Origin of the sequence: Lysinibacillus sp. A1, from assembly GCF_000801965.1 — a bacterium.
Classification (GTDB): Bacteria; Bacillota; Bacilli; order Bacillales_A; family Planococcaceae; genus Lysinibacillus; species Lysinibacillus fusiformis.
In genome coordinates this window covers 90671-103547 of the sequence record NZ_JSZM01000005.1, presented here as the reverse complement: position 1 = coordinate 103547, position 12877 = coordinate 90671, and the positions used below count along the sequence as shown (strand labels likewise).

The 12877-nt window shown below is 35.1% G+C and carries 12 protein-coding genes; 11 read left to right on the top strand and 1 reads right to left on the bottom strand.

From position 1 onward, the window contains the following. Positions 1-22 precede the first annotated feature (22 nt). The 11 genes from PI85_RS03665 to PI85_RS03615 all read left to right on the top strand — a co-directional run bounded on the left by PI85_RS03665 (position 23) and on the right by PI85_RS03615 (position 11907). Positions 23-613, top strand: a complete 591-nt coding sequence (locus PI85_RS03665) for a TetR/AcrR family transcriptional regulator (RefSeq protein ID WP_036124427.1) — start codon at positions 23-25, stop codon at positions 611-613. A gap of 429 nt (positions 614-1042) precedes the next feature. Then, entirely contained in the window at positions 1043-1948 is a 906-nt protein-coding gene (gene rocF, locus PI85_RS03660; protein WP_036124429.1) for an arginase, read from the top strand. Between the two features lie 278 nt (positions 1949-2226). Then, positions 2227-3654 (top strand): amino acid permease, encoded by a 1428-nt coding sequence (locus PI85_RS03655; RefSeq protein ID WP_036124430.1) that lies wholly within the window; start codon positions 2227-2229, stop codon positions 3652-3654. A 240-nt stretch (positions 3655-3894) separates the two neighbouring features. Further along, a complete protein-coding gene (locus tag PI85_RS03650) occupies positions 3895-4668 on the top strand; it encodes a DUF817 domain-containing protein (protein WP_036124432.1) in 774 nt (257 codons plus the stop codon). A 130-nt stretch (positions 4669-4798) separates the two neighbouring features. Next, on the top strand, positions 4799-5380 hold the full coding sequence (locus PI85_RS03645; protein ID WP_036124433.1) for a pyridoxamine 5'-phosphate oxidase family protein: 582 nt from the start codon (positions 4799-4801) through the stop codon (positions 5378-5380). 199 nt (positions 5381-5579) lie between these two features. Beyond that, positions 5580-6266, top strand: a complete 687-nt coding sequence (vanR, locus tag PI85_RS03640) for a VanR-ABDEGLN family response regulator transcription factor (protein WP_036124435.1) — start codon at positions 5580-5582, stop codon at positions 6264-6266. A gap of 22 nt (positions 6267-6288) precedes the next feature. Continuing rightward, positions 6289-7383 carry a cell wall metabolism sensor histidine kinase WalK gene (locus PI85_RS03635; protein ID WP_200886549.1) on the top strand — a complete coding sequence of 365 codons (1095 nt, stop codon included), beginning with the start codon at positions 6289-6291 and terminating at the stop codon, positions 7381-7383. A gap of 90 nt (positions 7384-7473) precedes the next feature. Next, the gene (locus tag PI85_RS03630; RefSeq protein ID WP_036124437.1) at positions 7474-8388 is read left to right on the top strand and encodes a D-alanyl-D-alanine carboxypeptidase family protein; all 915 of its coding nucleotides are present in this window, start codon (positions 7474-7476) and stop codon (positions 8386-8388) included. Positions 8389-8532: 144 nt separating this feature from the next. Further along, on the top strand, positions 8533-8928 hold the full coding sequence (locus PI85_RS03625) for a VOC family protein (protein WP_036124439.1): 396 nt from the start codon (positions 8533-8535) through the stop codon (positions 8926-8928). Positions 8929-9179: 251 nt separating this feature from the next. Then, complete coding sequence (locus PI85_RS03620) at positions 9180-10310, top strand: CamS family sex pheromone protein (protein WP_036124441.1); 1131 nt, start codon at positions 9180-9182, stop codon at positions 10308-10310. A gap of 313 nt (positions 10311-10623) precedes the next feature. Further along, the gene (locus tag PI85_RS03615; RefSeq protein ID WP_036124442.1) at positions 10624-11907 is read left to right on the top strand and encodes an NtaA/DmoA family FMN-dependent monooxygenase; all 1284 of its coding nucleotides are present in this window, start codon (positions 10624-10626) and stop codon (positions 11905-11907) included. Between the two features lie 38 nt (positions 11908-11945). On the opposite strand, the gene PI85_RS03610 is transcribed toward PI85_RS03615, so the two are convergent. After that, positions 11946-12872: a TIGR03943 family protein gene (locus PI85_RS03610; RefSeq protein WP_036124443.1), complete on the bottom strand. Its 927-nt coding sequence runs from the start codon at positions 12870-12872 to the stop codon at positions 11946-11948. Between the last annotated feature and the right edge of the window lie 5 nt (positions 12873-12877).

Sequence of the window (12877 nt, the reverse complement as noted above, 5' to 3'; positions counted from 1 at the left end):
TATCAAGTCATTGGAGGCTTCTATGAAAAAGAAAGAGGAAGAACGAAAGAAACAAATTATGAAAGCAGCCTTTGATGCTGTTTCAAATTTAGGCTATGATAATGTTACATTACAAGATATTGCCGATCATGCAGATGTTTCGAAAGGTGTCGTTCACTATTACTTTACGAGCAAGCAAAACATCTTATTAGAATTACTGGAATCCACAACAAACAAAATCTATAGTTTTGAAATAAAAGAAATTGCCAAATACGAGAAGGCAATAGAAAAACTTCATGCCTATATAAATGCTGTTTTTGTATCCCCTCAGGACAATAAAAAATTTTACAGAGTGTATTTAGATTTTTTAGCCCAAGCGAATGGAAATGAAGCGTATAAAAAAATAAACTTAAAATTTTATGAGAATTGCTGGGGGATTGGACAAGAAATTATTAAGTTAGGACAGCATGAAGGTGTGTTTTGTGAAGAAATGGATTCCTTAGAAAGTGCAAAAATGGTGAGGGCGATGATTGATGGTTCTTTGATACAATGGTTAACTAATGATTTAGAAGAACAACATCAATATTATAAAGAAACGTGTTTGAATAGTATTTTAAAATTATTAAAAACTTAGAAGTTTTAAAGCCCTACTAGCTACGTCGTAGGGCTTTTTTTCTGTCCAAATAATTGCCTAAAGCTATTTTAAATAAAATTTTTAGTAGAAAAAAGGAATGCCAATATTAAACAAAATAGTATCTATTTTCAATATTATTGCAATAAATAGTGTTTAAACCTTAAATTACCTTAAAAATTTTCAAAAAAAACTATAAAAAAAGAATAGTTTTACTGTTCTGTTTTTGAAATTTCTGACAATAAATGATGTAAAATTGTAAAATATTGTTTGTGTATTCATTACTTTGCTGTTTATGCATTCATTTATGCATGATGAAATCTATGTTTTTAATAATCCAAACTGTATAAAAATTAAAAATAATGTCGAGTTGAGTCAATTTTTCATTTTCTTTATACTGTGAAAGTAATTATTGGAGAGGAGAAAATTATTATGCGCAAAGAAGTGACAATTATTGGGGTGCCAATGGATTTGGGTCAAACGAGAAGAGGAGTTGACATGGGGCCGAGTGCAATTCGATATGCTGGTCTAACAGATCGACTTGAGGGTCTTGGATATTCCATTCAGGACGAAGGGGATCTGACTATCGAACTCGTTCATAAAGATGTAGAAATAGAGGCAACAACTAACTTAAAAAATTTAAAAACTGTAGCTGATGCTAATGACAAGCTTGGTCAAAAAGTAGATCATGTTATTTCCTCAAAACGCTTTCCTTTAGTTTTAGGTGGAGATCATAGTATTGCCATTGGTACATTAGCAGGTGTTTCCAAACATTATGAGAATCTAGGCGTTATTTGGTATGATGCCCATGGTGATTTAAATACAGGTGAAACATCACCTTCAGGTAATATTCATGGAATGTCTTTGGCAGTAAGCTTAGGACTTGGTCATCCGTTACTTACGAATATTGGTGGCTATGCGCCAAAAGTGAAGCCTGAAAATGTTGTTATTATTGGGGCACGTGATTTAGATCCAGGTGAGAAACAACTAATTAAGGAAATTGGCATTAAGGTGTATACGATGCATGAAATCGATCGTTTAGGCATGACGACAGTAATGTCCGAAACGATTGAATATTTAAAGGAACGCACTGACGGTGTCCATTTATCTTTAGATTTAGATGGCCTTGATCCTAATGATGCTCCTGGTGTAGGAACTCCAGTGGCAGGTGGTATTAGCTACCGAGAAAGTCACCTTGCTATGGAAATGCTATCAGAAGCAAATATTATTACTTCTGCAGAGTTTGTAGAGACAAACCCAGTTTTAGATCAATATAATAAAACAGCTATCGCTGCCGTAGCTTTAATCAGCTCACTCTTTGGTGATACATTACTTTAAGCAAACGATTGGGAAGATGAATGAGCCTATAAGGAAGAACTTTTTTAATAAAATTAGGTCGCCACAACCGAATATTAGAAAATTGCTCTCCCTCATTATAGTTTACAATAGAACGAATTAATGCTCTAGACTAAACGGGAACTTTTATTTGTCAGAAAATTGACTGTTCACAAAATAGATTAAATTTTATAAATCAAATCTATTGATATTTCTACTAATTATCTTTTTGTACTTACAAAAGTAAGTGCTTACAAGGTAATAGCATAAGGGGTTTTTTTATGGCATCAGAACAATATGAATTAAAAAGAAGTATGAAAGCTAGACACTTGTTTATGATCTCACTTGGGGGTTGTATAGGAACGGGGTTTTTCCTTGGATCAGGCTTTACCATTAATCAAGCCGGACCAACTGGGGCCATTCTTTCTTATTTAGTAGGCGGATTAGTGATGTATCTAACGATGCTTTGTTTAGGTGAATTATCAGTGGCTATGCCAGTATCTGGTTCATTTCAAACATACACGACGAAATTTATAGGTCCTGCTACTGGCTTTGCTGTTGGCTGGCTGTATTGGCTAGGCTGGGCAGTAACGGTTGCCCTTGAATTTTTAGGCGCTGGACAACTTATGCAAAGATGGTTTCCAGAATCACCAGTATGGATGTGGTGTTTAATATTCGGGGCCCTGCTCTTTTTGTTAAATGGTTTATCAGCAAAGGCATTTGGTGAAGCGGAGTTTGTCTTTTCTAGCATTAAAATTTTGGCCATCATTATGTTCCTAGGAGTTGGGGGAGCAGCTATGTTTGGCTTGATCGATATGAAGGATGGAACGGAGGCTCCATTCCTTACTCATTTTTATGAGGGGGGACTATTTCCAAATGGTGTAACAGCATTGCTTATAACGATGATCACTGTGAATTTTTCATTCCAAGGGACAGAGTTAATTGGTATTGCTGCAGGGGAAAGTGAAAATCCGGAAAAAACGATTCCTAAATCTATTAAACAAACCGTATGGCGTACGCTTTTCTTCTTTGTTCTATCCGTGGTTGTGCTTGCAGGGATGATTCCTATGGATAAAGCGGGAGTTGTTGAAAGCCCATTTGTAGTTGTATTGGATAGTATAGGTATACCTTATGCGGCTGACATCATGAACTTCGTTATTTTAACAGCATTATTATCGGTTGCTAACTCGGGTCTATATGCAGCAACGCGTATGTTATTTTCTCTTTCCGTTGAAAAAATGGCTAGCCCAGTTTTAGGGAAGGTTAATAAGAGAGGGATTCCTATGAACGCATTATTAATAACACTTGCTGTAGCCGGATTATCACTTCTGTCTAGTGTATTCGCTGCAAAAACAGTTTTTGTTTGGCTTTTATCGCTAGCTGGTTTAGGCGCTCAAATAGGCTGGATTGCAATTACAGCATCACAAATCGCCTTTAGACGATCTTATGTCAGACAAGGGGGAAAAGTGGAGGATTTAAAATTCAAAGCTCCACTTTATCCAATCATTCCAATTATCGGTTTAGTCGCAAACTGTATTGTTATGGCGAGCTTGGCATTTGATCCATCGCAACGATTGGCACTTTATTGTGGTGGAGCATTCTTTATCGGCTGTTACGTCGTTTATTACTTAAAAGTGAAGAAGACTAAGGCAATAAAAATAAGTCAACAAGAAGTACAGTTAAAATTAGATCAAAAAATGTATCTTTAAGTATGGGGAGTAGCTGCTAAGACGGCTACTCTTTTCTATTTTTCCTCCTCAATCCCACAAATTTAGAAAAATGAAGGACGTATTTCATAAAAAATTGTTCCAATAAAAAGAGAAAATATTTATCGTTTTTCGATAAAAAAATATTGAAATTAGATAATGTATCGTATATTCTTCATACAAGAAGAATTTAGATTTGCACACTAAGTTCCTCATACTTTGTATCATTACTGAGGTGAATGTATGATGAAGAATTTTTTGAAAGACTTAGGTTACTTTACGTACCAGCAATCATTATCTTGTATTTTTCCAGTCGTAATATTTATTACTCTCGCGCTCTCAAAAGTAATTCATATACCAGGCGTTGCAAGATACGATTTCATTTTAATAATCTGTCTTGTGACACAATACTTGATGTATAAATTTGGTCTAGAAACGAAAGATGAAATAAAAGTGATCTGTCTATTTCATATTATTGGGCTTGTTCTTGAACTATATAAAGTGAATGTTAATTCTTGGTCTTATCCAGAAGAGGCTTGGTCAAAAATTGGAGGTGTACCATTATATAGTGGCTTTATGTATGCAAGTGTAGCCAGCTATATTTGTCAGGCGTGGCGCAGGTTTGATTTAAAGATTGTCAATTGGCCAAAGAGTTATATAGCTATTCCACTAGGTGCCATGATTTACTTGAATTTTTTCACACACCATTTTATTTACGATTTAAGATGGCTGTTAATGGTGTTACTTTTCATTGTGTTTTACCGTACAGTTGTCAAATTTACCGTACGCAATAACATCTATCAAATGCCGATTGTCGTATCATTCTTTTTAATTGGGTTTTTCATTTGGATTGCGGAAAATATTGCTACATTTTTTGGTGCATGGTCCTACCCTAATCAAGAAGTAGCCTGGACGATTGTTCATTTTGGGAAAATCAGTTCTTGGTTTTTACTTGTCGTTATTAGCATTATGATTGTGGCTCAGCTAAAGTTATTTTATCGAGATTCGGGTGAGTGAATGAGGAATTAGAAACTCTTTATATTAAATAGTTTGAAGTTGTACCCACCGGTTTTCATCAAACTGTCCCTTTTGTAGGCGCCCTTCCTGCTGTAGACTCCTCTGTAGAAGAGAAATAGGGGGGTAAAAAATGAAAACGGACATTCGAATGCATCTAAGAGCATGTACAGATGACAACCAAATAAAACAATTTTTAGAGGACGCACAAACTGCTTTTCTTGGGTTAGTGGATGAACATATGCCATATGTTATTCCATTTAATTATGTCTTTAAAGATGGATATTTTTATTTTCATGGAGCGAATGAGGGAAGAAAAATAAATATTATTGAGACCAATCCACATGCATGTATTACAGTATGCGAAACGTTTGGAACAATGGTAGACCCCATTCCTGCTGAAACGGATACAGCATATATGAGTGTGGTTGCGAATGGTCAAGTGGAAATAGTAATAGATTTAAATGAAGCAACTGCTGCCATGCAGGCAATGCTTGATAAATATGTACCGAGCTATTACCATACTCGATTATCGAAAACACATATCGAAAAGTATCAATCTTCTTTAGGGAGTAAAACACTTGTCTTGAGAATGAAACCTATTACGATAACAGCTAAAGAAAATAAATTAAATGAACAAATGCAATTTTATCCAGGGAGAATTGTAAAACAAGATATGTCCCAAAAATCTTCTCCTACTGCCATCCATTCTTAAAATTAAGGCGCTGTAAAACAATTAGCTTTATAGAATGGATGTCGTTATAAAAAAGATTTGGAAATATGTTATTTCCGAATCTTTTTTTAGTTGGTTTCGAAAATAAACTATTCTTATTTATAGATATAGCAATAAGGAAGTGCTATAATGCGTGTGAAAAAACGTGGAAAATTCGAGGATAGAAGGAGGAGCAGTTTGTTTGAACATTTTAGTAGTTGACGATGAAAAAGAAATTGCAGATTTAATAGAGCTTTATTTAAAAAATGAAAATTATAATGTACTTAAATATTATACAGCTCAGGAAGCATTGGCTTGTATTGAGCGTGAAGGTTTAGATTTAGCTATTTTAGATATTATGATGCCACATATTGATGGCTTTACCATTTTACAAAAAATACGTGAAACCTATAATTTCCCTGTCATTATGCTGACGGCTAAGGAAGAGGAAATTGATAAAATAAATGGATTTTCTTTAGGAGCAGATGATTATATTACAAAGCCTTTTCGACCGTTAGAGTTGGTCGCTCGCGTTAAGGCACAGTTACGAAGATTTACGTTATACAACCAAAGCTCGAAGCCACATGAAAATATGATTGATTTTGCAGGTTTAATGATGAACAAAAATACGAGACAAGTCTTGTTAAATGAAAGACAATTATCCCTTACACCTACAGAATTTTCCATATTATGGTATTTATGTTCGAATAGAGGAAAGGTTATTAGCTCAGAAGAGTTGTTTCAGGAAATATGGGGAGAAAAATATTTCAATAGCAATAATACAGTTATGGTTCATATTCGGCATTTGCGCGAGAAAATGAATGATTCTGTAGAGAATCCCAAATTTATTAAAACGGTTTGGGGAGTGGGGTATACAATTGAAAAATGAGTTTGGAAGACTGAAGAGGAAAATGATTTTACAAATTATTTTTATTCTTGCTGTGGCCATTATATTCGGTTTGATTATCAACTTTGCCCTCATCGATGGTGTTTTGCAAAAGCCTTTCGCCAATGCTTTTATGTCTTTTTGTGAAAATGTTTTACAATTAGATTATTATGCAGCCCGACAAGCTTATTTTGTATTATTCCAACAAAATAAACCCCTTTTGCTAACGATAGGATTCATTTTATTACTGCTAGTTATTTTTTATATGGCCTTATCTCGTTTTACTCGTTATTTTCATCAAATTAGTTCAAGTATCTCCATGCTTTCTGACGAGTCAGAACAGGAAATCCACCTACCTCCTGAGCTAGATTTTTTGGAGAAAAAATTAAATGATGTAAAAAATAAATTAGAAAAACGGGCAAGAGATGCGCAAGAAGCAGAGCAACGGAAGAATGACCTTGTTGTTTATTTGGCACATGATATTAAAACCCCTTTGACTTCGATTATTGGCTACTTAAGCCTTTTAGACGAGGCTAAGGACATGCCTGTGGAGCAAAAAGAAAAATATGTAACAATTACGCTAGAAAAATCTTATAGGCTTGAGCACTTAATCAATGAGTTTTTTGAAATTACTCGATTTAATTTACAATCCATTATTTTAGAGAAAGATTCAATTCCTCTAAACTATATGTTGATGCAAGTCGCCGATGAATTTTACCCATTGTTAACACCTAGAGGTCAAAAGGCAATCGTCCATATCGATGGAGATATTACTATTTATGCAGATGGAAATAAATTAGCAAGAGTATTTAATAATATTTTAAAAAATGCAATGGCCTATAGTGATCCTAATAGTACAATTGAAATGAGTGCTAAAAAAGAAAATAATGAAACATGTATTTCGTTTTCAAATACAGGAAAGACGATCCCTCCTGAAAAACTAAAGATGATATTTGAAAAGTTCTATCGTTTAGATAATTCAAGATCCACACAAACTGGTGGTGCGGGACTAGGTTTAGCTATTTCAAATGAAATTGTACAAGCCCATGGCGGAACAATTACAGCTACTTCTAGTAATGAAAAAACGATCTTTACTGTCAGGATTCCGGGTAATTCTTAAGAAACCTTAAGAATTCACTAATAGTTAATTAAAATAAAGCTCCTCTTTTTATGTTTGAATTAAGACATAATGAGAAGGAGTTGTTTTTATATGTTTAAGAGAAAAGGTATTTTTACTATACTATTCATTTTCGTCATGTTGTTTGTTTATTTTATATGGGCTAAAGAAACGCCTGTATCCTTACAAGTCAACACGCAATCGTTTGACACGCCAACAAAGAGTGGCGATATGATGAATGTTAATTTATATAGCTCGAATGCTATTCTAGTGAATTTAGATGATAATAAAGTTCTGATAGATAAAAATAGCGAGGAAGTTATTTACCCTGCATCATTAACAAAAATGATGACGGTTTTAGTGGCTATCGAGCAGATTCCTAATTTACAGGAAGAAATTGTTTTAGGAAATAATATATTTAATCATTTATACGAAGCGAACGCATCACTTGCTGGCTTTCTTCCAAATGAAAAGCTTACGCTAGAGGATTTATTATATGGTTCTATGCTGCCATCAGGCGCCGAGGCTTCCATCGGTTTAGCTGAATATATTGCTGGTTCGGAAAGAAAATTTGTAAATCTAATGAATGAAAAGGCCCAACAGTTAGGCATGAAAAATACTCATTTTATGAATACTACTGGATTGCATCATACAGAGCATTATACGACTGTCAAAGATATGTCTTTACTTTTGCAATATGCATTAACAAATGATGAATTTCGTCAAGTGTATACAGCGGAAAGATATTCTATCAAACCTACAAATCGTCATCCAGAGGGAATAACCTTTACAAATAAAATGTTTCAAAATATGACAACAAGAGCATTACCAGGTGGAGAAATTTTAGGTGGGAAAACAGGCTATACGGATGATGCGGGTTTATGTTTAGCAAGTTTAGCTACAATAAATGGACAAGAATACATCTTAGTAACAGTAGGGGCTGAAGGGAATTCTCGAACAGAACAATATAATATAACAGATGCATTTTCCGTGTATAGTCAATTATAAATTAGTTTCATGTAGCTTTAGAGATTCATCTGAAATCATGTAATGTTGAATTGATAGAAAATTAATAATTATTTTATTTTTCATCTTATCAAAAATGCTTTATAGTAAATGTATTCAAACATATTTGCTTCGAAGGAGGATACAATGGGGAGATTGGTTCATTTTGAAATTCATGTAAGTGACATGGAGAGGGCAAAGAATTTCTATGGAAACGTATTTGGTTGGTCATTTCAAGATTGGAGTGACTACGCAGGAATGCCGTATTTTGGAGCAGTAACAGGTGTTGAGGATGAGCATGGCATTGATGGCGCTTTAATGCAACGTCAAGGTCCTCCTCCAGAGCCTAACCAAGCTATGAATGGATTTGCTTGTACGATGGGCGTAGAAAGTTATGATATAACGGAAGCCAAAATTCTAGAAAACGGTGGCCAAGTAGCTATGCCAAAGTATGCATTACCAGGTATGGCATGGCAAGGATACTATATGGATACGGAAGGCAATGTATTTGGTATTCATCAGCCAGATAAAAATGCAAAGTAAGAATGATGTAGCCTTAGCTATGTAAATAGGGAAGAGTGCATTAAAGCTAATTGAATCTCTGAGGCAACCCAACCAAACTAGTAAGACTTATGTTCTTTTATGAACATAGGTCTTTTTTGATGGGCGACATCGCATGAACAAAAGGGGCAAAAATGGTGAAATTTTCAAGTTAATGATGTATTATTTTAGTAAATTTGTTATGGTAAATAAAGGTATTTAAAATGTACCATAATGATCGAGGAGTAATCGTGATGAAAAGAAGACAACGAATGTTATTTTTGGTGGCGCCCCTATTACTTTTAAGTGCTTGTAATAGTGAGATGGAGGGGAGCACGAACAATGAGAAAAAGTATATATCGTCTATTCAAAAAAAGGAAACTTATGAAATTCAACCTTCTACTAAATTCAATATTGCTAGAGGCTCCATAATCAAGAATATGAATAATGCATTAAATATGAATGAAATAGAAAGAGGTTTAATGGAATTATCCATCCATCAATTTCCAACTGATAAGTTTTATTTGCAGGAAGGTCAATATGTAAGTGATGAAACAATTAGTCAATGGCTAAGTAGAAAAACAAATGATGATGTAGGTTTAAACCCTGCAATCGAACATAAAACCGATAATGTTTTAGAGGATGAAAAAAGGTATCCCTTAATCCTTTCCCATGTATTGGAACAAAATTTTATTAATAAAGAAACTAGTAAAATGGAAGGCATGTCAATTGCAATATCGTTAAATGAATATTATGACATACGAGTAACTGATGGTGATGGTTTAATTTACACTGGGCAAGTGAAAGTAGACCAAAACGATGATGATGTCGATGATGTCAAAAACTTTGGTAAAAAAGTAGCTGAAAAAATAGTTAATGATATTAGGGGAAATGTAAAAATACCGAATGTTCCTATTTACCTTACATTATTTCAAGAATCGAATATAAATGATATTATTCCAGGGGTATTTTTAGCAGAAACGTTTATCCCTCAGGGGGAAGCTAGCATTACAAAATGGGCTGAAATAGATAAGAAATTTTATATATTTCCCTCGGAAGCGTTATATAGTTTAGATCAAAATATGTATACTAAATTATTGCTTTTTAAAGAGGACATTCAGGAAGGATTTAAACATGTAAACCTAAAAATATTTGGCAAGCTACGATATGAAGAAGGCAAATTAACAGATATTCAAATAGAGGTGAATGCACCACTTATAAATGAACCAGAGCTGATTGGTCTATTACAGCTCATAAGTACCAATTTAAATAGGATATTAATCGATTATATTCCCATTACAGTTCGGATCATTGATCAGCAACAAGATGTAGGAATTGTCCTTTGGGACCCTATTGAAAAACAAATTTTTGCAAAGCCTATTTAGCTTCTCGACATCGTAAATGTTTAGTTATAACTAGTATTTGAATTAATTGAAATTAGGGGAACTATCCACATTATTAAAGCTTATGACCCATAGGCTAGCTGTTAATAAAGAGGTCAAACTTTTTGCCTCTGGTGATATCTTTTATTATGATAATAGCTATATTTTCCTTTATAGTAAGTGTTTTAAATAATAACGTCTAGGTGCCCATTCAACTGAGGCACCTCTTTTTTATGGCAAATAGCATTGCAATCTTATACATGAATGAGTATGATGAAAATGATAATCATTTTCATTTAAAAGGAGTGGAGTATTCATGAAAAGACATCTCATTATTGGTATGCATCTAGCTGTGCAAAACAAACATGGTGAGAAAGATGTGTTGATGGATGAGCATATTGCATTCGCGAAGCGTGCTGAGGCGGCTAAATTAGATTTTTTATTTAAAGCAGATTATTTAATGGCTCATCCAGAATTAATGGCTAAAACTAAAGGTACAGTTGGGTTAGACCCTAGCTTTTTATTGACTGCAGTGGCAAGAGAAACGAAGCAAATAGGTTTAGTAACGACCATTTCTACCTCTTTTATACCACCCTATTTGATTGCCCGACAATTACAATCCTTGAATTGGATTAGTGGGGGACGTGTAGGATGGAATATCGTGACCTCCATTGATGGTGCCTATAATTTTAGTAACGAGCCTATGCCTTCCTCAGAGGAGCGTTATGCTAAAGCGGCTGAATGTACTAAGGTTGTGAAGCAGCTATGGCATAGTAATCCTTATGAAATGTTAGAAACAGATGGCAATATAGAGAAAATAAAAGAACTTATGAAGCCAATCAATCATGAGGGAGAGTTTTTCCATATAAAGGGGCCGTTAAATATACCGATGCATCCGGCGGGAGAAATTCCATTATTTCAAGCAGGAGCATCAGACGTGGGGCGACAATTTGCAGCAACCGTATCCAATGCCATTTTTGCGGCGACACCAGCTATGGAGGTTGGTATTGAGATGCGCAATGATTTACGGAAACGAGCTGTTAACGTGGGACGTACAGCAGATGATATACGTTTATTACCAGGACTCTATTTCTTTATTGGAGATACATATGAAGAAGCTTTAGACATGTACCATCATGCACACGCACATTTAACCCTGGAGCGTCGGTACGATGCTTTAGAGTCAGTCATTGATTTGAATGTTCGACATATGGCACTACATGATCCTGTAACAGTGGATATGTTACCACCAGAGAATCAAAAAGTACGCAGTCGAACACATGCTGATCTTGTTCGTCGTTACATCATGGAAAATGAACCATCTGTTGAAGTACTGCTTGCTCGTCCAGAAGTAATTGGTTCAGCACATCTTGTAGCAATCGGCACACCACAGCATATTGTCGATCAAATCGTTATTTTTTATGAGGAGGGGGCATTGGATGGCTTTATTGCTGTTCCAGGTGGTCCTGCGAAATCTTTGGATTTATTCTTTAGCGATGTTATCCCTCTGTTAATAGAGCGTGGGTTATTCCGAGCTGAATATGAAGGTAGTACATTAAGTTCCCATTTAGGCTTAAACGTGCAATTATCTAATAAATAAACGAAAAAGGGCAAACAAATAGTTTTGCCCTTTTTTTGCTAGAAGCTCATCCGAACATTAATAGGATAAAGATAGGGTGATTCGGGTTGTTCAATTGTTACCCAATTATCAATATGGATGACAGGTAAGCTTGCCCCCTCATATGTTGTTTGACCAATGGTACCGACTACTTCAAGCCATGTATCTTCTGTGAGCGTAGGTGCCTCAGGAAATTCTGTTAGAAAGCCTACGATACTTGCATCAGCGACACAATGGGTAATAAGAAATCTTGAAATAACTAGTTGCTGATCTGTAAAGCTTTCCTCTTTTAAAACAAAGCCCTTTATTTGAATTTTCTTCCCTACATAATTAGACAAATTTTGATTGATTTCTTCATAGTAAATGGTATAGTCCTCATCGGTCATTTTCAGCATAGGCTGTTGTGAGAGCCGTTGCTTTAATTGTTCATATTGTTTTTTCGTCATCTCCTGTTTTTCCTCCAGAAGTCGGGGGTCAGCATCATGCTCATCGTAAATATTTTCATCGATCATTTCATTTGAAGTCAGGTAATCCTCTATTTTAGATGATTGATTTTGCTGAGTGATTATAAAAGCACCACCCTTTTTATCAGCGATGGCAGCATCCAAAATTTTTGCTGGCACGAAGAAGCCCGTCATGATGGGGGTTATGATAATAAGATAGGCTAGCCATTTTTTTCGTGTAGAAGGAGCGTGAACATGGTCGTGATGAGAGCAGCAAGCTTGTCCGATTGGATGGCATGGCTGGGAAGTCTTTGAGAAAGATATAACTGTTGTTAGTTGCACAAGAAAAAGTATAAAAAATAAAGCGGCAGCTGTTTGACTAAGCCCTTCATATTTAGGGTTGATGAATTTTGTTAGTTCTCCGGTCCAATGCAGATTGGCTATCATAGCCGAGAAAGCGAGGAGCATTAGGGCTCTTAGTGCTTGTTGCACGTGAAATTTCATAGTTT

Excerpts from the sequence above, each read along its gene's own strand:
- PI85_RS03665 (WP_036124427.1), top strand. The coding sequence starts at position 23 with ATGAAAAAGAAAGAGGAAGAACGAAAGAAACAAATTATGAAAGCAGCC.
- rocF (WP_036124429.1), top strand. The coding sequence starts at position 1,043 with ATGCGCAAAGAAGTGACAATTATTGGGGTGCCAATGGATTTGGGTCAA.
- PI85_RS03655 (WP_036124430.1), top strand. The coding sequence starts at position 2,227 with ATGGCATCAGAACAATATGAATTAAAAAGAAGTATGAAAGCTAGACAC.
- PI85_RS03650 (WP_036124432.1), top strand. The coding sequence starts at position 3,895 with ATGATGAAGAATTTTTTGAAAGACTTAGGTTACTTTACGTACCAGCAA.
- PI85_RS03645 (WP_036124433.1), top strand. The coding sequence starts at position 4,799 with ATGAAAACGGACATTCGAATGCATCTAAGAGCATGTACAGATGACAAC.
- PI85_RS03635 (WP_200886549.1), top strand. The coding sequence starts at position 6,289 with ATGATTTTACAAATTATTTTTATTCTTGCTGTGGCCATTATATTCGGT.
- PI85_RS03630 (WP_036124437.1), top strand. The coding sequence starts at position 7,474 with ATGTTTAAGAGAAAAGGTATTTTTACTATACTATTCATTTTCGTCATG.
- PI85_RS03625 (WP_036124439.1), top strand. The coding sequence starts at position 8,533 with ATGGGGAGATTGGTTCATTTTGAAATTCATGTAAGTGACATGGAGAGG.
- PI85_RS03620 (WP_036124441.1), top strand. The coding sequence starts at position 9,180 with ATGAAAAGAAGACAACGAATGTTATTTTTGGTGGCGCCCCTATTACTT.
- PI85_RS03615 (WP_036124442.1), top strand. The coding sequence starts at position 10,624 with ATGAAAAGACATCTCATTATTGGTATGCATCTAGCTGTGCAAAACAAA.
- PI85_RS03610 (WP_036124443.1), bottom strand. The coding sequence starts at position 12,872 with ATGAAATTTCACGTGCAACAAGCACTAAGAGCCCTAATGCTCCTCGCT.